General features: G+C 71.6%; 29 protein-coding genes. 22 read left to right on the top strand and 7 right to left on the bottom strand.

Annotated features, from left to right (window positions below):
• Positions 1-18 precede the first annotated feature (18 nt).
• From VM685_RS13715 to VM685_RS13700, 4 genes are all read right to left on the bottom strand, one after another.
• Positions 19-711, bottom strand: coding sequence for an NnrU family protein (locus tag VM685_RS13715; RefSeq protein WP_325460719.1), 693 nt, complete (start codon positions 709-711; stop codon positions 19-21).
• 31 nt (positions 712-742) lie between these two features.
• A complete protein-coding gene (locus tag VM685_RS13710; protein ID WP_325460718.1) occupies positions 743-1,372 on the bottom strand; it encodes a hypothetical protein in 630 nt (209 codons plus the stop codon).
• A 45-nt stretch (positions 1,373-1,417) separates the two neighbouring features.
• Positions 1,418-2,212 (bottom strand): exodeoxyribonuclease III, encoded by a 795-nt coding sequence (gene xth / locus VM685_RS13705; RefSeq protein ID WP_325460717.1) that lies wholly within the window; start codon positions 2,210-2,212, stop codon positions 1,418-1,420.
• 88 nt (positions 2,213-2,300) lie between these two features.
• A complete protein-coding gene (locus tag VM685_RS13700) occupies positions 2,301-3,167 on the bottom strand; it encodes an isocitrate lyase/phosphoenolpyruvate mutase family protein (RefSeq protein ID WP_325460716.1) in 867 nt (288 codons plus the stop codon).
• Between the two features lie 89 nt (positions 3,168-3,256).
• Between VM685_RS13700 and VM685_RS13695 the strand changes: the two genes are divergently transcribed.
• The 4 genes from VM685_RS13695 to VM685_RS13680 all read left to right on the top strand — a co-directional run bounded on the left by VM685_RS13695 (position 3,257) and on the right by VM685_RS13680 (position 5,662).
• Positions 3,257-4,159: a LysR family transcriptional regulator gene (locus VM685_RS13695; protein WP_325460715.1), complete on the top strand. Its 903-nt coding sequence runs from the start codon at positions 3,257-3,259 to the stop codon at positions 4,157-4,159.
• Positions 4,160-4,221: 62 nt separating this feature from the next.
• A complete protein-coding gene (locus VM685_RS13690; protein WP_325460714.1) occupies positions 4,222-4,875 on the top strand; it encodes a glutathione S-transferase family protein in 654 nt (217 codons plus the stop codon).
• A complete protein-coding gene (locus VM685_RS13685; RefSeq protein WP_325460713.1) occupies positions 4,872-5,210 on the top strand; it encodes a metalloregulator ArsR/SmtB family transcription factor in 339 nt (112 codons plus the stop codon). The genes VM685_RS13690 and VM685_RS13685 overlap by 4 nt, the downstream gene beginning before the upstream one ends.
• The gene (locus tag VM685_RS13680) at positions 5,207-5,662 is read left to right on the top strand and encodes an SRPBCC family protein (RefSeq protein WP_325460712.1); all 456 of its coding nucleotides are present in this window, start codon (positions 5,207-5,209) and stop codon (positions 5,660-5,662) included. Before VM685_RS13685 ends, VM685_RS13680 begins: the two co-directional genes overlap by 4 nt.
• Here VM685_RS13680 and erpA read toward each other — a convergent pair.
• Positions 5,659-5,991, bottom strand: a complete 333-nt coding sequence (gene erpA / locus VM685_RS13675) for an iron-sulfur cluster insertion protein ErpA (protein WP_325460711.1) — start codon at positions 5,989-5,991, stop codon at positions 5,659-5,661. The two genes, VM685_RS13680 and erpA, sit on opposite strands and share 4 nt — an antisense overlap.
• 81 nt (positions 5,992-6,072) lie before the next feature.
• On the opposite strand from erpA, the gene VM685_RS13670 reads away from it, so the two are divergent.
• From VM685_RS13670 to VM685_RS13615, 12 genes are all read left to right on the top strand, one after another.
• Positions 6,073-7,245, top strand: coding sequence for a deoxyguanosinetriphosphate triphosphohydrolase (locus VM685_RS13670; protein ID WP_325460710.1), 1,173 nt, complete (start codon positions 6,073-6,075; stop codon positions 7,243-7,245).
• Between the two features lie 149 nt (positions 7,246-7,394).
• The gene (locus VM685_RS13665) at positions 7,395-8,201 is read left to right on the top strand and encodes an SPOR domain-containing protein (RefSeq protein ID WP_325460709.1); all 807 of its coding nucleotides are present in this window, start codon (positions 7,395-7,397) and stop codon (positions 8,199-8,201) included.
• Positions 8,198-9,211 carry a beta-N-acetylhexosaminidase gene (gene nagZ / locus VM685_RS13660; protein ID WP_325460708.1) on the top strand — a complete coding sequence of 338 codons (1,014 nt, stop codon included), beginning with the start codon at positions 8,198-8,200 and terminating at the stop codon, positions 9,209-9,211. Before VM685_RS13665 ends, nagZ begins: the two co-directional genes overlap by 4 nt.
• Positions 9,208-10,014, top strand: a complete 807-nt coding sequence (locus VM685_RS13655; RefSeq protein WP_325460707.1) for a ScpA family protein — start codon at positions 9,208-9,210, stop codon at positions 10,012-10,014. The genes nagZ and VM685_RS13655 overlap by 4 nt, the downstream gene beginning before the upstream one ends.
• On the top strand, positions 10,011-10,655 hold the full coding sequence (scpB, locus tag VM685_RS13650; RefSeq protein WP_325460706.1) for an SMC-Scp complex subunit ScpB: 645 nt from the start codon (positions 10,011-10,013) through the stop codon (positions 10,653-10,655). Before VM685_RS13655 ends, scpB begins: the two co-directional genes overlap by 4 nt.
• A 99-nt stretch (positions 10,656-10,754) precedes the next feature.
• On the top strand, positions 10,755-10,964 hold the full coding sequence (locus tag VM685_RS13645; RefSeq protein ID WP_325460705.1) for a twin-arginine translocase TatA/TatE family subunit: 210 nt from the start codon (positions 10,755-10,757) through the stop codon (positions 10,962-10,964).
• Positions 10,965-11,040: 76 nt separating this feature from the next.
• The gene (gene tatB, locus VM685_RS13640) at positions 11,041-11,535 is read left to right on the top strand and encodes a Sec-independent protein translocase protein TatB (RefSeq protein WP_325460704.1); all 495 of its coding nucleotides are present in this window, start codon (positions 11,041-11,043) and stop codon (positions 11,533-11,535) included.
• Positions 11,532-12,425, top strand: a complete 894-nt coding sequence (tatC, locus tag VM685_RS13635) for a twin-arginine translocase subunit TatC (RefSeq protein WP_325460703.1) — start codon at positions 11,532-11,534, stop codon at positions 12,423-12,425. Before tatB ends, tatC begins: the two co-directional genes overlap by 4 nt.
• A 75-nt stretch (positions 12,426-12,500) precedes the next feature.
• The gene (serS, locus tag VM685_RS13630; protein WP_325460702.1) at positions 12,501-13,787 is read left to right on the top strand and encodes a serine--tRNA ligase; all 1,287 of its coding nucleotides are present in this window, start codon (positions 12,501-12,503) and stop codon (positions 13,785-13,787) included.
• A complete protein-coding gene (surE, locus tag VM685_RS13625) occupies positions 13,788-14,564 on the top strand; it encodes a 5'/3'-nucleotidase SurE (RefSeq protein WP_325460701.1) in 777 nt (258 codons plus the stop codon). It begins immediately after the preceding gene.
• Position 14,565: 1 nt separating this feature from the next.
• Positions 14,566-15,222, top strand: coding sequence for a protein-L-isoaspartate(D-aspartate) O-methyltransferase (locus VM685_RS13620; RefSeq protein WP_325460700.1), 657 nt, complete (start codon positions 14,566-14,568; stop codon positions 15,220-15,222).
• 94 nt (positions 15,223-15,316) lie between these two features.
• On the top strand, positions 15,317-17,215 hold the full coding sequence (locus tag VM685_RS13615) for a LysM peptidoglycan-binding domain-containing protein (protein WP_325460699.1): 1,899 nt from the start codon (positions 15,317-15,319) through the stop codon (positions 17,213-17,215).
• A gap of 1 nt (position 17,216) precedes the next feature.
• On the opposite strand, the gene VM685_RS13610 is transcribed toward VM685_RS13615, so the two are convergent.
• Positions 17,217-18,056 carry an ATP-binding protein gene (locus tag VM685_RS13610; protein ID WP_325460698.1) on the bottom strand — a complete coding sequence of 280 codons (840 nt, stop codon included), beginning with the start codon at positions 18,054-18,056 and terminating at the stop codon, positions 17,217-17,219.
• 119 nt (positions 18,057-18,175) lie between these two features.
• Between VM685_RS13610 and yajC the strand changes: the two genes are divergently transcribed.
• From yajC to VM685_RS13580, 6 genes are all read left to right on the top strand, one after another.
• Positions 18,176-18,523: a preprotein translocase subunit YajC gene (yajC, locus tag VM685_RS13605; RefSeq protein ID WP_325460697.1), complete on the top strand. Its 348-nt coding sequence runs from the start codon at positions 18,176-18,178 to the stop codon at positions 18,521-18,523.
• A gap of 15 nt (positions 18,524-18,538) precedes the next feature.
• Positions 18,539-20,143 carry a protein translocase subunit SecD gene (secD, locus tag VM685_RS13600; protein ID WP_325460696.1) on the top strand — a complete coding sequence of 535 codons (1,605 nt, stop codon included), beginning with the start codon at positions 18,539-18,541 and terminating at the stop codon, positions 20,141-20,143.
• Between the two features lie 15 nt (positions 20,144-20,158).
• A complete protein-coding gene (secF, locus tag VM685_RS13595) occupies positions 20,159-21,121 on the top strand; it encodes a protein translocase subunit SecF (protein WP_325460695.1) in 963 nt (320 codons plus the stop codon).
• A 12-nt stretch (positions 21,122-21,133) separates the two neighbouring features.
• A complete protein-coding gene (locus tag VM685_RS13590; RefSeq protein WP_325460694.1) occupies positions 21,134-21,493 on the top strand; it encodes an Mth938-like domain-containing protein in 360 nt (119 codons plus the stop codon).
• Between the two features lie 79 nt (positions 21,494-21,572).
• Complete coding sequence (locus VM685_RS13585; protein ID WP_325460693.1) at positions 21,573-22,190, top strand: hypothetical protein; 618 nt, start codon at positions 21,573-21,575, stop codon at positions 22,188-22,190.
• 67 nt (positions 22,191-22,257) lie between these two features.
• A complete protein-coding gene (locus tag VM685_RS13580; protein WP_325460692.1) occupies positions 22,258-22,941 on the top strand; it encodes a squalene/phytoene synthase family protein in 684 nt (227 codons plus the stop codon).
• Here VM685_RS13580 and trmFO read toward each other — a convergent pair whose 3' ends face one another.
• The gene (trmFO, locus tag VM685_RS13575; RefSeq protein WP_325460691.1) at positions 22,942-24,345 is read right to left on the bottom strand and encodes a methylenetetrahydrofolate--tRNA-(uracil(54)-C(5))-methyltransferase (FADH(2)-oxidizing) TrmFO; all 1,404 of its coding nucleotides are present in this window, start codon (positions 24,343-24,345) and stop codon (positions 22,942-22,944) included.
• Between the last annotated feature and the right edge of the window lie 26 nt (positions 24,346-24,371).

Raw genomic sequence — 24,371 nt, 5'->3', positions numbered from 1 at the left:
CGCCCGCCATGCGGCAGATCAAAAGAAGACGGGCGCGCCGAACAGGTAGGGGTGGGCCCAGCCGACCACGCCGTAGACCGCGAGCGCCACGAGGATCCGCCACCAGCCGATCTCGCCCACGCTGAGGCGCTGGCGGCCCGAGGCGATGGCCAGGAAGGGGATGTTCGAGGTCTGCGCCGCGAAGGCGTCCCACTTGCTCCCCAGCGCCCGGCGGCGCTTGGCGTCGATGCTGGCCGTGCCGAACAGGGCCAACGCCAGCAGCGAGCCGAACAGGATGATGCTGCCGGCGTCGCCGTTGACGATCAGGTGGCCCAGGGCCCAGAGCGCGACGCCCCAGAGGAAGGGGTGGCGGGTGACCCGCAGCATGCCGCGGACCACCTCCGGATTGTCCAGGGCGCCCTCCTGGCGGACGCTGGTCGGGTTGCGGGTGGTGAGGCCGATGACGATGAACAGCACGGCCACGAACTGCAGGACCAGCTGCAGGCCATGGGTCGCGGGCGTCATCCCCCACATGACGGTGTTGCCGGGCGCGCCGCGGGTGAGTGCGAAGGCCCAGCCCAGACAGATCACCCCGATCCAGGACAGCACCACGAACAAGCCCAGGTAGGGCCCCGCGCCGATCCGCCCGACCAGGACGTCGCGCACCCGGGTGCCGGAGATCAGCAGGTGGATCAGGACGAAGAAGATGGCCGCGGCGATCAGACTGGTCATGGCTCGGGCCCTCCGTGGCCGGACACTGCGGCTATTGATTTACACTGTCAACGATCGTCTCTTCGGGATCGGGGGCAGGCTCCGGCTTCAGCTCCGGCTCCGGGCGCGCGGCGACAGGGACGGGCTCGCGGCGCGGGACGTGGCGGCGCACGAGCGACTCGGTGCGGGCGATCCAGCGGTTCGCCTCCTGCACCGCTTCGGGCGCGCTCATCATGCTCTTGCGGCTGTCGTCCTCCGGCATCCACAGGTCGAGGTCGAAGTCGGGGTGGCGCGGATCGTCGAAGATCAGCCGCAGGCGCACCAGCTTGTCGGCCCCGGTGAGGGTGTCGAGCGCCCGGCGGGCTTCGCCGCGGTGGGCGCGGGCGCAGACCTGGCCGTCCACCACCACCTCGGCCCCCACCAGCTCGTCGATCCGGTAGATCAGGCACCAGGCGCCCGCGTCCCACGCGACCGCCAGGGTGTTGGAGGTGAAGTTGAAGCCGACGCCGCGGCCGCGCCCGCGGGCCACCAGCAGGGCGTGCGGCTCGCACTTCAGCACCTTCCTGAGACTGCGCCGGATGCGCCGGCTCTCGTCGGAAAGCCGGATCGCGGCCGCACCCATCAGGGTCAGGGCCACGCCCGCCAGCGCGAGCAGCAGGATGAGCCGCGCGACTTCGTCCATCGCCCCAAGGCTAAGCCTGTTTTGTGAGTCTTCCCAAGCGGGTGGTCAGACGTCCAGCTCAACCACCAGGGGCACGTGGTCAGAGGGCTTGTCCCAGCTGCGCACGTCGCGGTGGATCGAAACGCCGCGCAACAGGTCGGCGGCCTGGGGCGAGAGCAGGGCGTGGTCGATCCGGATGCCGTTGTTCCGCTGCCAGGCGCCGGCCTGGTAGTCCCAGAAGGTGTAGGCGCCCGGCGCGCCGTCGGCCTCGAGGTAGGCGTCGGTGAGGCCCAGCCACTTCAGCGCCCGGAAGGCCTCGCGGCTCTCGGTCTGGAAGAGGGCGTCGGTCTCCCAGTTCTTCGGGTATTCCGCATCGCGCGGCTCGGGGATGACGTTGTAGTCGCCGACCAGCGCCAGCGGCTCCTCCAGCGCCAGCAGCTCGCGGGCGTGCGCGTTGAGCCGCCCCATCCAGGCGAGCTTGTAGGCGAACTTCTCGGTCCCGATCGGATTGCCGTTCGGCAGGTAGATGGACGCCACCCGCACCGGCCGGGGCCCGGAAATCACCGCCTCGATGTAGCGGGCGTGGTCGTCCTCCTCCCCGCCGTGTTCGGGATGGACCGGCAGGCCGCGGCGGACGTCCTCCAGCGGCGTCTTCGAGAGGATGGCCACACCGTTGTAGGTCTTCTGGCCGTGGACGGCGATGTTGTAGCCAAGCCTTTCGAAGGGTTCGGCCGGGAATTTCTCGTCGACGCACTTGAGCTCCTGCAGGCAGGCCACGTCGGGCTGGGCCGCCTCGAACCAGCGCACCACGGTCTCCAGACGGGCGTTGATCGAGTTCACGTTCCAGGTGGCGATGCGCATCGAGAGCTCCGGCGGGAGCGCGTTCCGCAAAGTGGATCGCGGTGTTGCGATCAGAACGCGCTCAGACTTTTGGATTCAGGGCCGGAAGCTAGAGGGCTGCGGGCGTGGGCTCAATGGAGGACCGGGCCTTCGCGAAGATCCGGTTGAGTTCGCCTGCGGGGATCTGGTCCGCCGCGAAGCCGAGCGTGCCGTGCTCGCGCAGCTCCTGCGCCGCTTTGCGGAGGAAGCCGAAGGCCGCGCGCGCGATCGTTCCGCCCAGGCTGATCCGCTGCACGCCGAGCGCCAGCAGCGCCGATGCGCCGGGCGCCGCGCCGGCCAGGCCGACCACCACGTTCACGGGGCCCTCGATCGCCCGCACCAGGGCGCCGCTCGTCTCCAGGTCCGCCGGCCCCGGCGCGAAGAGGCAGTCCGCGCCGGCCTGCCGGTAGAGGTTCGCCCGCCGGATGGCCTGATCCAGGTCGCTCGAGACTGCGAGGGCGTCGGTGCGGGCGGTGAGCACGAAGGCCGCGTCGCTGGACTCTATGGCCTGGCGGGCGGCGGCGATGCGCTCCACCGCCAGTCCCTCGTCGTAGAGCCGCGGCTCGAAGGGGACCTTGTCCTCGATGTTGCCGCCCGCCAGGCCGGCGTCGATCGCCAGCCGCACCGTCTCGGCCACCGCCTCGGGCGTGTCGCCGTAGCCCGCCTCCAGGTCGCCGTTCACCGGGATCCGCACCGCCCGGGCGATCTCGGCCATGCGCGCGAACATCGCCTCGCGGGAAACGCCGAGGGCCGCGGCCGAGCCGTAATCCTGCAGGCCCATGGAGAAGGCGATCCCGGCGCTGGTGGTGCCGATGGCCTGGAAGCCCGCGTCCGCCAGCAGGATCGCGCTCCCGGCGTCCCAGGCGTTCGGCATCACGAAACCGCCCGCGCGGCGGTGGAGGGCGAGGAAGATCTCGCCGGGGGTCGAAGGCGGCATGCAGGGCTCCTTGGCTGGCTTGAGGAGGCTAGCCGCCGCCGTGACATCAGCCCAATGCATAGTATGACTACGAAAGATCAGTTCTACGCATGGAAAGCCTCATGGACGTCGATGGGCTCGCGACCTTCCTGGCCGTCAGCCGGATGAAGGGCTTCTCGGCGGCGGCCGAGGCGCTCGGCCGGACGCAGCCGGCGATTAGCCGCCGGATCGCCATCCTGGAGGCCGAGCTCGGCGCACCGCTGTTCGACCGGACGGCGGGCGGCGCGGTCCTCAGCCAGGCCGGGCGCGCCCTCGTCCCCTACGCCGAGCGGGCGCTGGCGGCGGTGGAGGACGCCCGCAGCGCCGTGCGCGACCTGGCCGCAAACACGGTAGGCCCGGTGTCGCTGGCGATCGTGGGCACGCTCGCCGACACCGACCTCGCGCCCGCGCTGCGCCGGTTCGCGGCCGAGCACCCGCGCGTCGACCTGCGCCTGCGCACCGCCACCAGCGCCGAGGTGAGCGACGTCGTGCGGCGCGGCGAGGCGACGCTCGGCCTGCGCTACCACGCCGATCCGGCGCCGGATCTGGCCTGCGAGGTCCTGTGGGCCGAGCCGCTGGTGGTGGTCTGCGCGCCGGAGCACCCGCGGGCCGGCCGCACCGTGGCGGTCCTCGCCGAACTGCAGGGCGAGCGGTGGCTGGCCTTCCCGATCACCCCGGGACGGGAGGAGATCGCCGCCAGCCATGTCTTCGGCGTCTTCCGGGCCCGCGGCCTCGGCCAGCTCGACTGGACGGCGGTGGACAGCCTGACCGCGCAGAAGCGGCTCGTGGAGGCGGGATTCGGCGTCGCGCTCATGCCCGAGAGCTTCGTCGCCGCGGCCCTGGCGGAGGGGACCCTTGGCCGGATCGAGGTGGCGGACCTCGAGGCGGCGCGGCCGGTCGCCAGCGTCGTGCGCCGCGGCGGCTATCTCAGCGCCGCGGCTCGGCGGCTGCTGGAGCTCATCGCGTCGCGCTGACGGGGATTGCCCGCGCGGCCGGCGGCTGATACTTAAGTGAAGACTTAAGTGAAGGCGCCGCCATGACCCTGATCCTGCACGAGCATCCCCTGTCGTCCTTCTGCTGGAAGGCCAAGACCGCGCTCTACGACATGGGCGTTCCGTTCGAGGCGCGGCTCGTGGAGCCGTACAATGAGCAGTCGTGGGCGGCCCACCTGGCCCGCTGGCCAATCGGCAAGATGCCGGTGCTGGAGGACACGGGACGCGGCCGGGTGATCCCAGAAACCAGCGTCATCATCGAATACGTCCAGACCTTCCACGCGCCCGCGGCCGGAATGATCCCCGCCGATCCCGACACGGCGCTCCGTGTGCGCCTGCTGGACCGGGTGTTCGACAGCTACGTCATGGAGCCGATGTCCCGGATCGTCGCCGAGAACTTCCGCGGCGGAGAGGACCCCGTCGGCGTGGCCCAGGCCGACGCGCTGCTGGCCAAGTCCTATGCCTGGCTGGAGGGCGAACTGGCCCGTCGGACCTGGGCGGCGGGGGAGGCCTTCACCCTGGCCGACTGCGCCGCCGCGCCTTCGCTGTTCTACGCGGACAAGGTGCTGCCGTTCCGGGCCAGCCACCCCACGCTGGGGGCCTATCTCGGGCGGCTGGAAGCGCGGCCGTCCTTCGCGCGGACGCTCGAGGAGGCCCAGCCCGTGTGGCACATGTTCCCCGGCCGGAAGGCGGCGTGAGCCCCGACCTCGACGGCCTCTTCCAGGCGCTGGCCGACCCGACGCGCCGGGCGATGCTCGAGCGGCTGAGCCGCGGCCCCGCCTCGGTCAGCGACCTCGCCCGGCCGTTCGACATGAGCCTGCCGGCGGTGGTGCAGCACCTGGGCGTGCTGGAGGCCGCCGGGGTGGTGAAATCCGAGAAGGTGGGCCGCGTCCGCACCTGCCAGCTCGACGCCGCCGCGCTCAGCCGCGCCGAGCAGTGGATCCACGAGCGCCGCACCGCCTGGGAACGGCGCCTCGACCGCCTCGGCGACTACCTCGCCGCCAATCCCGAACACCCCAAGGACGAGCCATGACCGACCGCAACGTCGTGCACGCCACCTTCTGCATCGAGCGCGCCTATCCCGTCCCGCCGGCCCGGGCCTTCGCCGCCTGGGCCAGCCCCGAGGCCAAGGCGCAGTGGTTCGCGGGGCCCGAGGGGTTCGAATGCTACGAGCGCTCGATGGACTTCCGGTCCGGCGGCGCCGAGCGGCTGTGGGGCAGGCATCCCGGCGGCAAGGTCTCGGACTTCCAGGCCCGCTACTTCGAGGTGATCCCGGATGCGCGGATCATCTACGGCTACGACATGTACGTGGACGGCCGGAAGATCTCGGTCTCGCTCGCCACCATCGAGTTCCACGCAGCCGGGCAGGGGACGCGCCTGGTGATGACCGAGCAGGGCGCCTTCCTCGACGGCTACGACGACGCCGGAAGCCGGGAGGAGGGGACCCGCTGGCTGCTTGAGAAGCTGGGGCAGGCGCTGGGCTAGATCGAGAAGCTGACGCCGCAGCCGCAGCTCGACTTGGCGTTGGGGTTGCGGATCCGGAACTCGGCGCCGGCCAGCTCGTCCACGAAGTCGATCTCCGAGCCCTTCAGCAGGGCCATGGAGACCACGTCCACCAGGGCCGCGGCGCCGTCGCGCTCGACCTTCAGGTCGTCCTCCTGCGCGGCGTCCACCAGGTCGAACTGGTACTGGAAGCCGGAGCAGCCGCCGCCTTCCACCGCCACGCGCAGCATCACCGGCCGCCCCTCGGCTTCGCCGATGGCCCGGATGCGCTGGGCGGCGCTTTCGGAGAGGGTGACGTCAGTGGTGGTCATGGCTGTTAAACGTTTGCAGGGCTTAGCCTATATGAGGTCCCCCGCGGCTTCGACCAAGAGGCCAATATCCAGAACGGTTTGATGGCCTCCACGATTCCGCCCCGCGCGCCCTACGCCGAAGACCCCGCCGCCTCACGCGGCCGCAAGGTCGCCGAGCCCGAGAGCCGCACCCGCACCCCCTTCGCCCGCGACCGGGACCGGATCATCCACTCCACGGCCTTCCGCCGGCTGAAGGAGAAGACCCAGGTCTTCGTGGCCCACGAGGGCGACCACTTCCGCACGCGCCTGACCCACTCGCTGGAGGTGGCGCAGATCGCTCGCTCCCTCGCGACCGCGCTGGGCCTCGACCCCGACCTCGCCGAGACCATCGCGCTCGCCCACGACCTGGGCCACCCGCCGTTCGGACATGCGGGGGAGGACGAGCTGCAGGTCCAGATGCAGGCCTACGGCGGCTTCGACCACAACGTGCAGACCTTCCGGGTCGTGACGAAGCTGGAGCGCCGCTACCCGCGCTTCGACGGACTGAACCTCACCTGGGAGACCCTGGAAGGGGTGATCAAGCACAACGGCCCGGTGGTCGATAAGCTGGACCGCCCGTCCTGGAGCGCCATCGCCGAGTTCGACGCCGAGTATGGGCTCAGGCTTTCCACCTGGGCGTCCGCCGAGGCCCAGGTCGCCGCGCTCGCCGACGACATCGCCTACAACAACCACGACGTGGACGACGGCGTGGAGGCCGGCCTCTTCTTCCTGAAGGAGCTGCTGGACGTGCCGCTGATCGGGCCGCACGTGCACTCGGCCATGCAGGACTTCCCCGACTGCGACCAGCGGATCATCCGCCTGGAGGCCGTGCGCCGGATGATCGGGGCGATGGTCGACGACGTGCTCGCCGAGACCCGCCGCCGTGCCGAGGGCCTGAAGGGGCCGGAGGACGTCCGCAACCTGGACCACGCGGTGGTCGCCTTCTCCCGCGACATGGTCGAGGACCTGGGCGAGCTGCGCCGGTTCCTGATGGACCGCATGTACCGCCACTGGAAGGTCAACCGCACCCGCAGTCAGGCGCGCCGCATCCTGGCGGAGATGTTCCAGCTCTTCCTGCACGAGCCGGATGTCCTGCCGGCCGAGTGGGGCGCCCGGGCCCAGGCCCGCGACGAGGCCGGCCGCGCGCGGGTGGTCTGCGATTACATCGCCGGCATGACCGACCGCTTCGCCATCGAGGAGCACCGCAAGCTCTTCCACCTGGACGTGCTGGGGTAAGGGGGACCACCCGCCGCCGCAATTCCGCCTGCGACCGCCCACAGGAAATGCGGCGTCGGCGCAGTTAAGGAGCTGTCAGGCTTCGCTAGACTGGCCGTCGACGAGCGATTCGCCCGCAGGGCGGACCGCCAGATCCTCGGAGCCTAGCGATGTCCGACCACGAGCGCGGCGCCTACACGCCCCCGACCACCGATGCGCCGCTGTCGTTCGACGCGCGCCAGCCGGTGCGCGGGGCGCGGCCGATCCCCTTCACCCTGATCATTTCCGCCCTGGTGCTGGTGGCCCTGGTGGTCGCCATCGTCATCTTCTACCGCTCCGGCGTGCGCGAGGCGGGCCAGCCGCCGCAGACCGTCGGCGCGCCGGTCGCCGAGATGAAGGCCGCCCCGCCGGCCGAGGCCCAGCCGCAGGACCCGGCCGCCGGCCTGCAGATCTACCGCTCGGAGGCCGGCCAGCCGCCGGAGGCCGTGCCGCCGCAGTTCACCCCGCCGCCCGAGCAGCCGCAGCCGCGTCCCGCGCCGGCTCCGGTGGTCGTCGCCCCGCCCGCCGCCGCGCCGACCCAGCCGGTGGCCAGCGGCCCGGCGCTGCGTCCCGCCCTGCCGGCCGCCCAGGCGCCCGCGCCCAAGGCCGCGCCGCCGGCCCAGGTCGCCGCCGCCCCGCCGCCGCCCGCGCCGAAGGCCGCGCCCACGTTCGCCCCCGCCCCGGCCGCCAAGGCGACCGGCGGCGCCGCGGTGCAGATTGGGGCGGTGTCGTCCACCGCGCTCGCCGACAAGGCCTGGAACGACGCCGTCGCCGCCGCGCCCGGTCTCGCCGCCGGCAAGGGCAAGAGCGTGGAGCGCATCGAGCGCGACGGCTCGGTCCTCTACCGCACCGCCGTCACCGGCTTCGCCGACCGCGCGCAGGCCACCGCCTTCTGCAACCGGCTGAAGGCCGCCGGGAAGAGCTGCTTCGTCCGGTGAGCGCCTGCGCCGCCATCCTCGGCTGCTCGGGACCGACCCTGACCGCGGAGGAGGCGGCGTTCTTCCGCGCCGTGAAGCCATGGGGGTTCATCCTCTTCGGCCGCAACGTCGAGACGCCTGACCAGGTGCGCCGGCTGACCGACGACCTGCGCGGGACGGTGGAGCGCGGCGACGCGCCGATCCTCGTCGACCAGGAGGGCGGCCGCGTGGCTCGGCTCAAGCCGCCGCACTGGAAGCGCTATCCGCCGGGCCGCGCCTATGGCGAGCTGCCCCCGGCCCGCCGCCGCGAGGTCACGCGACTGGGCGCGCGCCTCCTGGCCCATGACCTTGCCGCTGTCGGGGTCAACGTCGACTGCCTGCCGGTCCTGGACGTGCGCGACCCCGACGGCCACGAGGTGGTCGGCGACCGCGCCTATTCCGACGATCCGGCCGAGGTGGCGGCCCTCGGCCGTGCCGCGGCCGAGGGGCTGCTGGCCGGCGGCGTCCTGCCGGTGGTCAAGCACATGCCCGGCCACGGTCGCGCCGCCGCGGACAGCCACGAGACCCTGCCGGTGGTCGACGCCTCGGCCGAGGATCTCGAGGCCCGCGACTTCGCCCCGTTCCGGGCGTTGGCCGACCTGCCCATGGCCATGACCGCCCACGTGGTCTACGCCGCCATCGACGACGCGCGCCCGGCGACCACCTCCGCTAGGGTGTTCGAGCGGGTGATCCGCGGCGCGATCGGCTTCGAGGGCCTCGTCATGAGCGACGACCTCGCCATGCAGGCGCTGGATGGCGGCTTCGCCGAGCGGGCGGAGCGCTCGCGGGCGGCCGGCTGCGACGTGGTCCTGCACGGCAAGGGCGACATGCCGGCGATGCGCCAGGTGGCCGAGGGCGCGGCCTCGCTGGAGGGCAGGGCGGCCGAACGGGCCCGCGCCGCCCTGGCGCGCCTGCCGGCCCAGCCCGAGCCGTTCGACCCGGCCGAGGGCCGCGCCCGCTTCGACGCGGCCTTCGAGGGGCGCTACGCATGAGCGCCGGCTTCCAGCCCAACCTGGACTTCACGGCTGCGGCCACAGCGGCCGAGGACGGCGAGGCCCTGATCGTCGACATCGAGGGCTACGAGGGCCCGCTGCACGTCCTCCTCGCCCTGGCCCGCAGCCAGAAGGTCGACCTGCTCCAGCTCTCGATCCTGAAGCTCGCCGAGCAATACCTGTCCTTCGTGCAGCAGGCCCGGCGGATGCGCTTCTCGCTGGCCGCCGACTACCTCGTGATGGCCGCCTGGCTCGCCTACCTGAAATCGCGCCTGCTGCTACCCAAGCCCGAGAAGATGAAGCCCGAGGAGGCGCCGGCCGAGGAGATCGCCGCGCGGCTCGCCTTCCGGCTGGCCAAGCTCGACGCGATGCGCAAGGCCGCCGACGCCCTGAAGGAGCGTCCGCAGCTCGGCCGCGAGGTGTTCGGCCGCGGCGATCCGGAAGCCATCAAGGTGATCCCCTCCGGCCGCATCGAGGGCGACCTCTACGGCCTGATGAGCGCCTACATCGACCAGCGGAAGAAGGAGCAGGGCCGCCACTACACGCCGCGCGCGCCGGTGGCCTATCCGCTGGAGGACGCCCGCGACCGGCTGCGCAGCATGCTGCCCGACCTCGACCGCTGGACGCCTCTGTCCGGCGTCGCCCCGTTCGGCCCGGCCGAGCACGGGCCGAGCCGCGCCTCCTTCCTGGCCTCGACCCTCTCCGCCAGCCTGGAACTGGTGAAGGAGGGCGCCCTGGAGACCCGCCAGCTCGAGGCCTTCGCCGACATCTACCTGAAGCGCCGTCCGGAGGTCCGGCCGTGAGCGCCGACACCGAGCGCGAGGTCGAGGCCCTGCTGTTCGCCGCCGCGGGCCCCCTCAGCCTGGAGGACCTGGCCCGGAGGCTGCCCGAAGGCGCCGACGTGGAGGGCGCGATCGCGGCCCTGCAGGCCCGCTACGAGGGGCGCGGGGTGGAGCTGGCCTGCGTCGCCGGCCGCTGGCGCTTCCAGACCGCCGCCGACCTCGCCTGGCTGATGACCGAGGAGAAGGAGGAGCCGCGGCGCCTCTCCAAGGCCGCCCAGGAGACGCTCGCCATCATCGCCTACCACCAGCCCGTGACGCGGGCCGAGATCGAGGCGGTGCGCGGCGTGCAGGCCAGCAAGGGCACCCTCGACGTCCTGCTGGAGCTGGGCCTCGTGCGCATGCGCGGGCGCCGCCGCACGCCCGGCCGGCCGGTCACCTACGGCACCACCGACGCCTTCCTGGAGCACTACGGCCTGGCCAGCCTCGGCGACCTGCCGGGCGCGGCGGAGATGAAGGCCGCGGGCCTGCTCTCCCTCGACCTGCCGTCCGACTTCGCCGTGCCCAATCCCGACCAGCTCGCCCCCGATGAGGACCCGCTGGACGCCGCCGACGCCCCGGAATTCCACATCGATTTCCTGGGCGAGGACGAGGCGGGCCGTTAGGCCGCGGAGTCGGCGTTGGCGCGGGCCGCGGCGACGGACTATATAGCCCGCGAAGCTATTCGGTCGCCGGGGGCGCGACCCACAAGGAGTTTGGCCGTCATGGGCTCTTTTTCCATCTGGCACTGGCTGATCGTGCTGGTCGTCGTGGCCCTGCTGTTCGGCGGCCGCGGCAAGCTGTCCGGTCTCATGGGCGACGCCGCCAAGGGCATCCGCGCCTTCCGCGACGGCCTGAAGGGCGAGGACGACACCCAGCAGGCCGACGCCAAGCCGCTCCCCAAGGAGCGCGAGAAGGACACCACGCGCGGCTGACCGCCACGCGTCCAACAGCTGATTTCGGCGCCGGCGCGGACTTGATCGCGGCCGGCGTCTTCGCCTAGGCCAGCGCATGCTTCCCGACATCGGCGCCACAGAGCTGCTCGTCATCGCCGTGGTGGCGCTGATCGTGGTGGGTCCCAAGGACCTGCCCATGCTGCTGCGCCGGCTCGGCCAGTTCATGGCCAAGCTGCGCGGCATGGCGGCGGAATTCCGCGCCAGCTTCGACGAGATGGCCCGCCAGTCCGAGCTCGACGAGCTGCGCAAGGAGGTCGAGGCCATGCGCCGCGGCGAGTTCGCCGGCGCGCCCACCACCGACGTCAGCCAGGCGTTCGACGACATCAACCAGAGCCTGACCGACGTGGGCGTCCAGCTGCACCCACCGATGAGCCATCAGTGGGACGCCACGACGCCTGAGGTCGAACCGGAGGTGGCCCCGATCCCCGCGCCGCCGCCGAAGAAGCCCCGCGCCCGCAAGGCCGCCGGACCCAAGCCCGCCGCCGAGGTCAAGACGCCCGCCGCACCCCGCAAGCCGCGCGCCAAGAAGATCGTGGAAGGCGGCTCGTGAGCGACTACGACCCCGACGAAGCCGAGATCGAGGCCAGCCGCGCCCCGCTGCTCGACCACCTCGTGGAGCTGCGTAAGCGCCTGATCATCTGCGTCGCCGCGGTGGTCCTGGGCTTCATCGTCTGCTTCGGCTTCGCGACGCCGATCTACCAGTTCCTGCTGCACCCCTTCGAGATGGCCGCGCGGCTGTTCGCGGCCGAAAAGGCCGGCCACGGCGGCGGGCCGTTCGACCTGATCCTCGTGCTGGTCGGCTACAAGGACGTGCCGAACCTGTCGGGCGACGACCTGCGGCTGGTCTTCACCGCCCCGCTGGAGTTCTTCTTCACGAAGCTGAAGCTCGCCGGCTTCGGCGCGGTCGTGCTGACCTTCCCGGTGCTCGCCTGGCAGGTCTACGCCTTCGTGGCGCCGGGCCTCTACAAGCGCGAGCGGCGCGCCTTCCTGCCGTTCCTGCTCGCGGCCCCGTCGCTGTTCCTGCTGGGCGCCGCCCTGGTCTATTTCGTGATCCTGCCCTTCGTTCTGTGGTTCTCGCTGAGCCAGCAGATCGTCGGGTCGGGCGGCATCGCCGTGGAGCTGCTGCCCAAGGTCTCGGACTACCTGACCCTCGTCACCACCCTGCTGCTCGCCTTTGGCCTCTGCTTCCAGCTGCCGGTGGTCCTGACCCTGCTCGGCATGGCGGGCCTCGTCAGCTCGCAGATGCTGCGCGCCGGTCGGCGCTACGCCATCGTCGGCGTCTTCGTGGTGGCCGCGATCGTCACCCCGCCGGACCCGATCAGTCAGACCCTTCTCGCGGTGCCGATCATCCTGCTCTACGAGATCTCCATCTGGTGCGTGCGCTTGATCGAGGTCCGCCGCGCCCGCGAAGAGGCCGGCACGGGGATCGTGACCACCTGATTGCCGGCCGGCTGGGGCTTGGCCCGTCCGCCGACGCGCACTAGGAAGACCGCTCACTCCCAGACAGCGGCCGCCATGCACGACATCCGAGCCATTCGCGAGACCCCCGAGCTGTACGTGAAGGGCTGGGACTCCAAGAGGCTGTCCGGCGCGGCGCTGGTCGAGCAGATCCTGGCGTTCGACGCCACCCTCCGCGGCGCCCAGACGACCCTGCAGGCGGCCCAGGCCGAGCGCAACGAGACCTCCAAGAAGATCGGCCAGGCCAAGGCGCAGAAGAACGAGGACGAGGCCGCGCGCCTGATGGCGCACGTGGAGACCCTGAAGCGCACGCTGGAGGAGCAGGCGGAGGTCGAGCGCGCCACCGCCGAGACGCTGCGCGGCCTGCTGGCCACCCTGCCGAACGTCCCCGCGTCCGACGTGCCGCTCGGCGAGAGCGAGGAGGAGAACGTCGAGGTCCGCCGCTGGGGCGAGCCGTTCGCCATCTCCAGCCCGAAGGACCATGTCGACCTCGGCGAGGCCCTGGGCCTCCTGGACTTCGAGGCCGCCGCCCGGATGAGCGGCGCCCGGTTCACGGTGCTGAAGGGTCAGCTCGCCCGCCTCGAGCGCGCGCTCGGACAGTTCATGCTCGACCTGCAGACCGAGGAGCACGGCTACCTGGAGGTCGCCCCGCCGCTTATGGTCAACGACGCGGCCGCCTACGGCACCGACAAGCTGCCGAAGTTCGCCGATGACCTCTTCCAGACCACCGACGGCCGCTGGCTGATCCCCACCGCCGAGGTGCCGCTGACCAGCCTGGTGATGGACCAGATCGTCGCCGAGGAGGAGCTGCCGCTGCGCTTCACCGCGTTGACGCCCTGCTTCCGCTCCGAGGCCGGCGCCAGCGGGCGCGACACCCGCGGCATGATCCGCCAGCACCAGTTCAACAAGGTCGAGCTGGTCTCGATCGTGGCTCCGGAAAAGTCCGAGGAGGAGCACGAGCGGATGGTCGGCTGCGCCGAGGCCGTGCTGAAGCGCCTGGAGCTGCCGTTCCGGACCATGCTGCTCTGCACCGGCGACATGGGCTTCGGCGCGCGCAAGACCTACGACCTCGAGGTCTGGCTGCCGAGCCAGGAAAAATATCGCGAGATCAGCTCCTGCTCGAACTGCGGCGACTTCCAGGCCCGCCGCATGGACGCCCGCACCAAGAAGGCCGGCGAGAAGGGCACGCGCTTCGTGCACACCCTCAACGGCTCGGGCCTCGCCGTCGGGCGCACCCTGGTGGCGATCATGGAGAACTACCAGGACGAGGGCGGCCGGATCGCCATCCCGCAGGCCCTGCACCGCTACCTGCCGGGCCTGACGCACATCGGCGGCGCCGACTAGATGCGCATCCTGCTAACCAACGACGACGGCATCAACGCCCCGGGCCTCGTGGCCCTGGAGAGGATCGCCGCGGCCCTCAGCGACGACGTCTGGGTCTGCGCCCCGGAGTACGAGCAGTCGGGGGCCAGCCGCGCGCTGACGCTCGCCGAGCCGATCCGGGTGCGCAAGCTTGGCCCGCGGAAGTTCTCCACCACCGGCACGCCTACCGACTGCGTCATGCTGGGCGTCCACGAACTGGTCGAGGGCGCCAGGCCCGACCTCGTGCTGTCCGGCGTCAATCGCGGAGCCAACCTCGCCGAGGACGTGAGCATGTCGGGCACGGTGGCCGGGGCCATCGAGGCCATGGCGCTCGGCGTGCCCGGCATCGCGCTCTCCCAGATGGGGGGCTACGATCCCCTGGACGACTTCTTCGAGCCCGCCGAGGTGTTCGCGCCGGGGATCATCAAGCGGCTCGTCGAGGTCGGCTGGCCCGCCGACGTGATCATGAACGTGAACTTCCCGATGCTGCCGATCGAGCAGATCACCGAGGTGGAGGTCACCCGCCAGGGCTTCCGGGACGTCCACGTGCGTCACGCCGAGAAGCGCATGGACCTGCGCGGTCGCGAATACTACTGGATCGGCTTCCGCCAGGAGCGCTCCAAGCCCGCCGAGGGCACGGACCTCAGGGCGCTCTACGAAGGCCGCATCTCGGTGACGCCGCTGCACATCGACCTGACCCACCAGTCGAGCATCAACGACCTGAAGGGGCTGCTGGGCGGCGCCCCGCCGAAGGCTTGAAATGGCGAAGTCCGACCACACCCCCGATCCGCGCTTCGCCGAACTGATCCTCGCGCTCCGGTCGCAGGGCGTGACCGACGCCAAGGTGCTCCACGCCATCGAGAAGACTCCGCGCGAACTCTTCACCCCGGAGCTGTTCAAGGAGCGGGCGTTCGAGGATTCGGCCCTGCCGATCGCCTGCGGCCAGACCATAAGCCAGCCGTTCATCGTCGGCCTGATGAGCCAGGCGCTGCAGGTGGAGAAGCGCGACCGCGTGCTCGAGATCGGCACCGGCTCCGGCTACCAGACCGCCATCCTCTCGCGGCTCGCGCGGCTGGTCTACACGGTGGAGCGCTACCGCACCCTGATGAAGGAGGCCGAGGGCCGCTTCAAGCAGCTCGGCCTGACCAACATCATCACCCGCTTCGGCGACGGCGGGGAGGGCTGGCCCGAGCAGGCGCCTTTCGACCGCATTATGGTCACGGCGGCGGCGCCGGGAGAGCCGAAGGCTCTGCTGTCGCAACTCAAGCCCACGGGGATTCTCGTGGCGCCGATCGGACGCGGGCCCGTGCAGACGCTTCGCCGCTACACCGGCGACGGGGAGGGCGGGTTCAAGGTCGAGGACCTGCTCGACGTCCGGTTCGTGCCGCTCCTGGAAGGCGTCGCCAAAGAGCTGTGAGTCTGCGGCGGTTTGCGGGTTGGCCCATGCGTCCGGGGCGGCCCATCATCCGCGGACGCCCCGAACTGATTCTGACACCGACCCCGGAGCGGCGATGACGCTTTCCCTGCAGCGAACGGTCCTGGCCCTGCTCGCGACGAGCGCGCTCTCGGCGTGCGCGACCCAGACCGAACCCCTGCGCCCGAATTTCCCGGTCCGCAGCGCGGACGCCGCCCCGCAGGCGCCGCCGCCGGCCGCCCAGCCTGCGCCGCCGCGGGCGGAGGACGCGCCGCTCGCCCAGGCGAACCCGGCGCCGGTCGAATCGCGGCCGCTGGACAGCCTGCCGCCCGCCGCGCCCGCGCCGGCCCAGGCGCCGCCGCCGCGCCCCGAGCCCACCTACCGGACGGTCACCACCCGCAGCGTCACCGGCCGCGTCGTCGACGCCGACGGCCGCGCGACGACCTACGAGGTCCAGAAGGGCGACAGCCTGATCGCCATCGCCCGCAAGCTCGACACCACGGTGGACCAGCTGCGCGAGGACAACGACATCCAGGGCTCCAACATCCGCCCGGGCCAGAAGCTGAAGGGCCCCACGACCTCGGCCAAGGCCTACGTCGTCGCCTCCGGCGACACCCTGTTCGCCATCGCCCGCCGGTTCAGCGTCACCGCCGATGCGCTCGCGGAGGAGAACGACCTCTCCCGCAACGCCACCATCCGCAGCGGCCAGCGCCTGCGCCTGCCCGAAGGCTTCCGCGACCGGGGTCCCACGGTGACCACCACCCGCGTGGCCGTGGAGGGCGCCGCCCCTCAGCCGACGCCCGCCCTGCGGCCTTCGCCGCCGCCGGAACGCACCGCCGCGCCGCAGCCGTCCAGCAGCGAGCCCGCCTACCGCACCGTGACCACCCGCAGCGTCACCGGCCGCGTGGTCGAGGTCGAGGGCAAGGCGGTCACCTACGAGGTCAAGAAGGGCGACAGCCTGATCGAGATCGCCCGCGAGCTCGACACCACGGTGGAGCAGCTGCGGAAGGACAACAACATCAAGGGCTCGAACATCCAGCCCGGCCAGGACCTCAAGGGTCCGCGCAGCACGGCCAAGGCCTATGTGGCCGGCTCCGGCGACACCCTGGACCAGATCGCCCGCCGCTTCTCCGTGACGGCGGCCGCCCTCCGCGCCGAGAACGGCCTGTCGCGCAACGCCACGATCCGCTCCGGCCAGCGCGTCCGCCTGCCGGACGGCTACCGCGACCGCGGGCCGATCACCGCCACCAGCCGCGTGCCCGTGGAGCGACCCGCCGCGCCGGCGCCCACGCCCGCGCCGCCGCCGGCCGCCGTCACCCCGCCGCCGCCCGAGCCCGCGCCGGTGCTGCCGTCGCGGCCGCAGCCCTACACGCCGTCGCCCGGCGTCCGCCCGCCGCCGCCGCCGGTCCAGACCCGTCCGGCCCCGCTGCCGGCGCCGGCCCAGGCCCGGCCCGCCCCGCCGCCGCAGACCACCCGCCCGGCGCCGCCGCCGGTGTCTCAGCCCGCGCCTGCCACCCGGCCGCCCACGTCAGGCAGGCCGCAGGTGACCGACGTCGCGCCGGCCGCGGCGGTCAGCGACGCCCAGATCTCGCAGCTCGGCCGCGGCCGGTTCATCTGGCCCCTGCAGGGTGACGTGGTCTCCGAGTTCGGGCCCAAGCCCGGCAACCAGCGGAACGACGGGATTAACATCCGCGCCCGGGCCGGCGACGCGGTCCGCGCCGCCGCCGCCGGCGACGTGGTCTACGCTGGCGACCAGGTGCCGGGCTTCGGCAACCTGGTGCTGATCAAGCACGAAGACGGCTGGGTCACGGCCTACGGCCACCTGTCCCGCATCGACGTGAAGATGACCCAGAAGATCACCCAGGGGCAGCAGGTCGGCCAGGCCGGCGCCACCGGCGGGGTGCCGGAGCCGCAGCTCCACTTCGAGGTCCGCTACGCGCCGTCGCCGCTCGACCGTGCCCGTCCGATCGACCCGAAGCTGGTGCTGCCGCGGTAGGTTAGAGGGGGAGGGGCTTGCCCAGCTCCCCGGCCAGGTCGCGGATGAACTGCCAGGCGACGCGGCCCGATCGGCCGCCGCGCAGCTGCGCCCACTGCAGCGCGCGGCGCTCCAGGTCGGGAACCGTCAGGCCGAACCGCTCGGCGTAGCCGGTGACTGCCGCCAGGTAGGTGGGCTGGTCCATGGGCGGGAAGCCCACCCACAGGCCGAAGCGGTCGGAGACGCTGACCTCCTCCTCGGCGTCCTCGGCGGCGGCCACCAGCCCGCGGTCCTCCACGTGCGCCCGCGGCATCAGGTGGCGGCGGTTGGAGGTGGCCACGAAGAGGACATTGCCCGGCGGTCCCGAGACGCCGCCCTCGAGCGCCGACTTCAGCGCCTTGGCCGCCGCCGCGCCCTCCTCGAACGAAAGGTCGTCGCAGAGCACGACGAACCGCTCCGGCCGGCCGCGCAGCACGTCGAACAGGCCGGGCAGGGCGGTGACCTGATCGCGGTCGACCTCCACCAGCTTCAGGCCGTGCGCGTCCGCCTCCACCGCCATGAAGGCGGCCTTGGCCAGAGAGCTCTTGCCGGTGCCGCGCACACCCCACAGCAGGGCGTGGTTGTAGGGCAGGCCGCGGGCGAAGCGCTGCAGGTTCTCCAGGAACCGCGCCTTCTGCCGGTCCACGCCCACCAGGCTCTCCAGCGCCAGCGGATAGTCCGGCGCCGGGTGGAAGCCGCCGGTCGCCGGATCGTGCCGGAACAGGCGCGCCTCGCCGAACGCCGGCGCCTGGGTCCTGGGGGGCGCCAGGCGCTCGAGAGCCTCGGCGATGCGCTCCAGCACGGGTTTCAGCTGCGGGTCCATCGGCGGACGCATAGCCGCCGAGCGGTTCCATTGCAAAACGGGGGCGCAGCGCATAGCTTCCGCCGACCTCGACGGGGGGCTCTGGAGAGCCGCCCCGTCAGCCCTATTCCGGAGAGGCCATGTTCGCCACCCCCGCCTATGCCCAAGCCGCCGGCGCCGCTCCTGCGGGCCCCGAGGGCATGCTGATCCAGTTCCTGCCGCTCATCGGCCTGGTCATCCTGTTCTATTTCCTGATGATCCGGCCGCAGCAGCGCCGGATGAAGCAGCATCAGCAGATGCTGACCGCCCTGAAGCGGAACGACGTGGTCGTCCTCTCCTCCGGCATGATCGGTAAGGTGGTCCGCGTCGAGGACAAGGAAGTCGGCCTCGAGATCGCCACCGGCGTGACGGTGAAGGTGGTCAAGACCATGATCGCCGACGTCCGCACCCGCGGCGAGCCGTCGCCGGCCAACGACTCCAAGGTCTGAGCTTAAAGCCCTCCGATGCTCACCCTTTCCCGCTGGAAGGTCATCCTCGTCGTTCTGGCGGTGGTGCTGGGCGCGCTCTTCGCCCTGCCCAACGTGCTGCCCGCCGGCGTGCGCGCCAGCCTGCCGGCCTTCATGCCGAAGCAGACGCTCAACCTCGGCCTCGACCTGCAGGGCGGCTCGCACCTGCTGCTCGAGGTGGACACCGCCGCGCTGCGCCGCGAGCGGCTGACGAACCTCGTCGAGGACGTGCGCCTCAACCTGCGCAACGAGCAGATCGCCTTCACGGATCTGGGCGTCGCGGGCGGCGAGGTGGCTGTGCGCATCACCGATCCGGCCCAGGTGCAGCCGGCCCTGCGCGTGCTGCGAAACACCCTGGGCGTGCCGCTGGCCGGCACGGTGGGCGGGCGTGACATCACCGTCGCCACCGGCCCGGACCAGCGGCTTCGCATCGCCTTCGTGCCCGAGGCCCTGGAGGCCGAGGCCTCGCGCGCCGTCGACCAGTCGATCGAGATCATCCGCCGCCGAGTGGACGAGCTCGGTACTCGCGAGCCCAGCATCACCCGCCAGGGCACGAACCGCGTGGTCGTCCAGGCGCCGGGCGAGAGCGATCCGGAGCGGCTGAAGGACGTCATCGGCCAGACGGCCAAGCTGACCTTCCAGATGGTCGACGACAGCGTCGGCGCCGCCGAGGCCGCCGCGGGCCGTATTCCGCCGGGCTCCGAGCTCCTGCCGCAGGACGATCCGGCCGAGCCCTTCGTCGTCGTGAAGAAGCGCTCGGTGGTCACCGGCGAGATGCTGGTGCACGCCAACCAGGGCTTCCACCCCGAGAACGGCCAGCCGATTGTCGAATTCCGCTTCAACGGCCAGGGCGCCCGCCGCTTCGGCGAGGTGACCAGCCAGAACATCGGCAAGCGCTTCGCCATCGTGCTGGACCGCAAGGTCATTTCCGCGCCGCGCATCAACTCGGCCATCACCGGCGGCTCGGGCTACATCGAGGGCAACTTCACCCCCGAGACGGCCAACGACCTCGCCCTGCTGCTGCGCGCCGGCGCCCTGCCGGCCCCGCTGAACGTCGAGGAGCAGCGGACGGTGAGCGCCGAACTCGGCGCCGACTCCATCCAGGCGGGCAAGATCTCCACGGCCATCGCCTTCGCCGCGATCATCGTCTTCATGGTGCTGGCCTACGGCCTGCTGTTCGGCGGCATCTCGATCCTGGCCCTGCTGGTCAACGGCCTGCTGATCATCGCCGCGATGAGCCTCACCCAGGCGACCCTGACGCTCCCGGGCATCGCCGGCCTGATCCTGACGCTCGCCGTCGCGGTCGACGCCAACGTGCTGATCTACGAGCGCATGCGCGACGAGGTCCGGGCCGGGCGCTCGGTGATCTCGGCCATGGACGCGGGCTTCTCGCGGGCCATGAGCACCATCATCGACGCCAACCTGACGACCCTGCTGGCCGCGCTGCTGATGTTCCAGTTCGGGGCGGGCCCGGTGAAGGGCTTCGCCTGGACGCTTTCGATCGGCGTGCTCACCTCGGTGTTCACCGCCGTCCTCATCACCCAGGTGCTCCTGGCCGTGTGGTTCCGCGCCACCCGTCCCAAGACCCTGCCGATCGAATAGGGAGGGCCTTCAGCCATGTGGCCCCTGATCAAGCTCCTGCCGCAGAAGACGAACTTCCGGTTCGTCGCCTTCGCCAAGTTCGCGGCCGTGATTTCGGCGCTCGCGGTGATCGCTTCCCTGGCGCGCGCCATGATCCCGTTCGAGCCGCCGTGCGGCGGCCTCAACTGCGGGATCGACTTCACCGGCGGCACCCTGATCGAATTTTCCACCGCGCCCAAGGCGGTGGACCTCGCCGCCGCCCGCGAGGCCCTGACCCGGCTCGAGCTCGGGGATCCGCAGGTGCAGGGCTTCGGCGAGGCGAGCGCGGCCATGGTGCGCTACCAGCCGCCCGCCGGCGCCGACGTCAACGAGACCGCCGGCCAGGTCCGCGCGGCGCTGACCCAGGCGCTCGGGCAGGTCACCTTCGAGCAGCCGGACGTGGTCGGCGCCAAGGTCTCCGGCGAGCTGTTCACCAGCGGCCTGATGGCGCTCGGCCTCGCGATCCTGCTGATGCTCGTCTACATCTGGTTCCGGTTCGAGCTGCAGTTCGGGATCGGCGCGGTCGTCGCCCTGTTCCACGACGTAATCCTGACCTTCGGGGTGATCGGCTTCCTGGGGCTGGAGTTCAGCCTGACCACGGTGGCCGCCATCCTCACCGTCATCGGCTACTCGATGAACGACACCGTCGTCGTGTTCGACCGCCTGCGGGAGAACCTGCGCAAGTACAAGCGCATGCCCCTGCGCGAGGTGATCGACCTCTCCATCAACGAGACGCTGTCGCGGACGATCATTACCGGCGTGACCGCGCTCCTGGCGCTCGCGGGCCTCGCCATCTTCGGCGGGCCGACCCTGTTCGCCATGTCGCTGGTGCTGATGTTCGGCATCGTGATCGGCACCTATTCGTCGATCTATGTCGCCGCTCCGGTGATCCTGCTGTGGGGCGTCAAGCGCGGCGACGAAGAAGCCGAGCCGCTGAAGCCCGCCAGCGTCCGGCCGTAGGGCCCGGCCGCCGTGGCCCGCGACGCGCCCTCCATCGACGCCTACGGCGGCGGCGGCTTCCGCCTCTCCGGCGAGCGGCACGAGGGCTCGCTGCTGATCCTGGCCGACGAGGCGCGGACCTGGAGCGTGGGCTCGCTGGCCGAGCTCACGCCCGAGAGCCTGCAGCCCGTGCTGGCCGCCGGCCGGGCGGAGGTGGAGTTCCTGCTGCTGGGCGTCGGCGCCCGCAACGCCCAGCCGCCGCGGCCGGTCCGCGAGGCCCTGCAGCGCGCCGGGATCGGGCTGGAGTTCATGGACACGCCGGCGGCGGCGCGGCTCTACAACGTGCTGACCGCCGAAGGCCGCCGTCTCGCCGCCGCCCTCATCGCCGTCTGACGCCCCCGCATCGCGCTTTGCGCCTGCGTCAAAACGACCCTATACCTGACAGCCCAGGTAGGATTCGAGGGGCTCCAAGATGGCCGGTCTGCTTTCCAATTTCCGCAACACCGTGATCCTCAGCGTCGTCCTGGCGCTGATCATGGTCTTCGCCTATTCGCAAAGCCCGCAAGGCATAGACGCCGCCTTCTGGCAGGCTGTCTTCCGCTGGATGCACACCTTCTTCGGCATCCTCTGGATCGGGCTCCTCTACTACTTCAACTTCGTCCAGATCCGGAAAATGCCGGAGGTCCCCGCCGAGCTTAAGCCGGGCATCTCCAAGTACATCGCGCCCGAGGCGCTGTTCTGGTTCCGCTGGGCGGCGCTCGCCACGGTCCTCATGGGCCTGATCCTCGCCTACGCCCGCGGCGTCGACTACGCCCACGAGACCCTGACGCTGGGCCTGTTCAACGGCTACGGCGCCGGTGACCGCGGCTACACCCTGATGGGCCTCGGCGCCTGGCTCGGCATCATCATGTTCATCAACGTCTGGGCGTTCATCTGGCCGAACCAGAAGATCGCGCTCGGCATCGTCGAGGCCGACGCCGACGCGAAGGCCAAGGCGGGTCGCGTGGCCATGCTGTTCTCGCGCACCAACCTGCTGCTTTCGATCCCGATGCTCACGTCCATGACGATGACGCAGACGCTGTTCGGCTGACGCCCGGCCGCCAGGACTGCTAGAAGGCCCGCCCGACCGGCGGGCCTTCCTCTTTTCGGGCGTGAGCATGAGCGACGACGCAGTCAGCGACACCGGCGACCTGGACGCCCTGCTGCGGCGCGTGGACCCCGACCGCTGGCTCTCCAGCCGGTTCGTCGGCGACCGGGAGAAGCGCGCCGACGTGGTGGCGATCTACGCCTTCGACCACGAGCTGGCCCGCGCGCCGAAGGTGGCTTCCAATCCGCTGCTGGGGGAGATCCGCCTCGCCTGGTGGCGCGAGGTTCTGGACGAGGTCTACGAGGGCCGGCCGGTCCGCCGCCACCCCACCGCCCAGGCGCTCGCCCAGGCGATCCGCCGCCGCAGCCTGCCGCGCGAACCGCTGGAGGCGATGATCGACGCCCGCTACCGCGAGCTGGACGCCAGCCCCATGTCGGTGGCGGAGGCGCTGGAATGGGCCCGCGACACCGGCGGCCTGGCTGCCGAACTCGCCGCCCGCATCCTGGATCCCGCCGGCGACACGGCCAAGGCCCGCGGCGCCGGCTCGGCCTGGGCGCTGTCCCGCCGGGCGCGCGAGCAGCCGGTCTTCGCGCCCACGGTGGAGAAGCTCCTGGGCGGGGCCCGCACCGGCGCGAAGACGCTCAGCGTGGCGGCCTTCCCGGCGGTGGCCCACGCCGTGTTCGTGGGCCGCTCGGACTCCGAGGTCGCCCGACGCCTGCGGCTCATCTGGGCCGTGGCGCGGGGCCGCCTCTAGCTATTCGGCCGCTTCCAGCGCTGGCGCGCCGGTCGTCCAGGCGTCGAGGTCGGCCAGCGCCCGCTCGCCCATCAGCCGCTTCTTGGCCCGTCCCCGCTCCTTGTTGGGCAGGCGCTTGCCGTCGGCGTCCTTCTTCGGCGCCTCGAGCGGCGGCAGCAGGCCGTAGTTGATGTTCATCGGCTGGAAGGAGCCCGCGCCGCCCTCCAGGTGGCCGCCGGTGATGTGGTTCACCAGCGCCCCCAGCGCCGTCGTGGCGGGCGGCGCCTCGAGGGGCCGCCCCAGGCGCTCGGCGGCGGCCAGGCGGCCGGCCAGCAGGCCCACGGCGGCGCTCTCCACATAGCCCTCCACGCCCGTCATCTGGCCGGCGAACCGCAGGCGCGGCTGCGCCTTCAGCCGCAGTTGCCGGTCGAGCAGGCGGGGACTGTTCAGGAAGGTGTTCCGGTGCAGGCCGCCCAGCCTCGCGAACACCGCCTTCTCCAGGCCTGGGATCATCCGGAAGATTTCGGTCTGGGCGCCGTGCTTCAGCTTGGTCTGGAAGCCCACCATGTTCCACAGCGTGCCCAGCGCATTGTCCTGGCGCAGCTGGACGACGGCCCAGGGCTTGGTCTGCGGGTCGTGCGCGTTGGTTAGGCCCACCGGCTTCATCGGCCCGTGGCGCAGGGTCTCGCGGCCCCGCTCGGCCATCACCTCGATGGGCAGGCAGCCGTCGAAGTAGGGGACGTGCTCCCAGTCCTTGAACTCGGACTTCGGACCGGCCAGCAAGGCGTCGATGAAGGCCTCGTACTGGTCCCTGTCCATCGGGCAGTTGATGTAGGCGGCGGCGTCCCCGCCGGGGCCTTCCTTGTCGTAGCGCGACTGGCGCCAGGCCACCGACATGTCGATGGACTCGAAGTTCACGATCGGCGCGATGGCGTCGAAGAAGGACAGCTGGCCTTCGCCGGTGAGGTCCAGGATAGCGTCAGCCAGGGCGGGCGAGGTGAGGGGGCCGGTGGCCACGATCACGCTGTCCCACTCCGCGGGCGGCAGGCCGGCCACCTCCTCGCGGGCGATGGTGACGAGAGGGTGGGCCTCCAGCCGCTCGGTCACGGACTGGGAGAAGCCCTCCCGGTCCACCGCGAGCGCGCCGCCGGCCGGCACCTGGTGAGCGTCGCCGCAGGCCATGATCACCGAGCCCAGCTTGCGCATCTCGGCGTGCAGCAGTCCGACCGCGTTGCCGGCCCAGTCGTCGGCCCGGAAGGAGTTGGAGCAGACCAGCTCCGCCAGGCGGTCGGTCTGGTGGGCGTCGGTGCCGCGCACCGGGCGCATCTCGTGCAGGACCACCGGGACGCCCGCCTGGGCGATCTGCCAGGCGGCTTCGGACCCGGCCAGGCCGCCGCCGACCACGTGTACAGGAGCTTTCGTCATGCGTGGCTAACTAGCAACGATCGCAC

It is taken from the genome of Phenylobacterium sp. (genome assembly GCF_035539035.1).
In the GTDB taxonomy this organism is placed as follows: domain Bacteria; phylum Pseudomonadota; class Alphaproteobacteria; order Caulobacterales; family Caulobacteraceae; genus Phenylobacterium.
The sequence above is the reverse complement of the archived record's forward strand: the minus strand, read 5'-3'. Positions and strand labels throughout refer to the sequence as shown.

What these genes read in the sequence shown, in the direction of transcription:
- VM685_RS13715 (WP_325460719.1), bottom strand. Translation starts at nt 711, where the DNA reads ATGACCAGTCTGATCGCCGCGGCCATCTTCTTCGTCCTGATCCACCTG.
- VM685_RS13710 (WP_325460718.1), bottom strand. Translation starts at nt 1,372, where the DNA reads ATGGACGAAGTCGCGCGGCTCATCCTGCTGCTCGCGCTGGCGGGCGTG.
- xth (WP_325460717.1), bottom strand. Translation starts at nt 2,212, where the DNA reads ATGCGCATCGCCACCTGGAACGTGAACTCGATCAACGCCCGTCTGGAG.
- VM685_RS13700 (WP_325460716.1), bottom strand. Translation starts at nt 3,167, where the DNA reads ATGCCGCCTTCGACCCCCGGCGAGATCTTCCTCGCCCTCCACCGCCGC.
- VM685_RS13695 (WP_325460715.1), top strand. Translation starts at nt 3,257, where the DNA reads ATGGAAAGCCTCATGGACGTCGATGGGCTCGCGACCTTCCTGGCCGTC.
- VM685_RS13690 (WP_325460714.1), top strand. Translation starts at nt 4,222, where the DNA reads ATGACCCTGATCCTGCACGAGCATCCCCTGTCGTCCTTCTGCTGGAAG.
- VM685_RS13680 (WP_325460712.1), top strand. Translation starts at nt 5,207, where the DNA reads ATGACCGACCGCAACGTCGTGCACGCCACCTTCTGCATCGAGCGCGCC.
- erpA (WP_325460711.1), bottom strand. Translation starts at nt 5,991, where the DNA reads ATGACCACCACTGACGTCACCCTCTCCGAAAGCGCCGCCCAGCGCATC.
- VM685_RS13670 (WP_325460710.1), top strand. Translation starts at nt 6,073, where the DNA reads ATGGCCTCCACGATTCCGCCCCGCGCGCCCTACGCCGAAGACCCCGCC.
- VM685_RS13665 (WP_325460709.1), top strand. Translation starts at nt 7,395, where the DNA reads ATGTCCGACCACGAGCGCGGCGCCTACACGCCCCCGACCACCGATGCG.
- VM685_RS13655 (WP_325460707.1), top strand. Translation starts at nt 9,208, where the DNA reads ATGAGCGCCGGCTTCCAGCCCAACCTGGACTTCACGGCTGCGGCCACA.
- VM685_RS13645 (WP_325460705.1), top strand. Translation starts at nt 10,755, where the DNA reads ATGGGCTCTTTTTCCATCTGGCACTGGCTGATCGTGCTGGTCGTCGTG.
- tatB (WP_325460704.1), top strand. Translation starts at nt 11,041, where the DNA reads ATGCTTCCCGACATCGGCGCCACAGAGCTGCTCGTCATCGCCGTGGTG.
- serS (WP_325460702.1), top strand. Translation starts at nt 12,501, where the DNA reads ATGCACGACATCCGAGCCATTCGCGAGACCCCCGAGCTGTACGTGAAG.
- surE (WP_325460701.1), top strand. Translation starts at nt 13,788, where the DNA reads ATGCGCATCCTGCTAACCAACGACGACGGCATCAACGCCCCGGGCCTC.
- VM685_RS13620 (WP_325460700.1), top strand. Translation starts at nt 14,566, where the DNA reads ATGGCGAAGTCCGACCACACCCCCGATCCGCGCTTCGCCGAACTGATC.
- VM685_RS13615 (WP_325460699.1), top strand. Translation starts at nt 15,317, where the DNA reads ATGACGCTTTCCCTGCAGCGAACGGTCCTGGCCCTGCTCGCGACGAGC.
- VM685_RS13610 (WP_325460698.1), bottom strand. Translation starts at nt 18,056, where the DNA reads ATGGACCCGCAGCTGAAACCCGTGCTGGAGCGCATCGCCGAGGCTCTC.
- yajC (WP_325460697.1), top strand. Translation starts at nt 18,176, where the DNA reads ATGTTCGCCACCCCCGCCTATGCCCAAGCCGCCGGCGCCGCTCCTGCG.
- secD (WP_325460696.1), top strand. Translation starts at nt 18,539, where the DNA reads ATGCTCACCCTTTCCCGCTGGAAGGTCATCCTCGTCGTTCTGGCGGTG.
- secF (WP_325460695.1), top strand. Translation starts at nt 20,159, where the DNA reads ATGTGGCCCCTGATCAAGCTCCTGCCGCAGAAGACGAACTTCCGGTTC.
- VM685_RS13585 (WP_325460693.1), top strand. Translation starts at nt 21,573, where the DNA reads ATGGCCGGTCTGCTTTCCAATTTCCGCAACACCGTGATCCTCAGCGTC.
- VM685_RS13580 (WP_325460692.1), top strand. Translation starts at nt 22,258, where the DNA reads ATGAGCGACGACGCAGTCAGCGACACCGGCGACCTGGACGCCCTGCTG.
- trmFO (WP_325460691.1), bottom strand. Translation starts at nt 24,345, where the DNA reads ATGACGAAAGCTCCTGTACACGTGGTCGGCGGCGGCCTGGCCGGGTCC.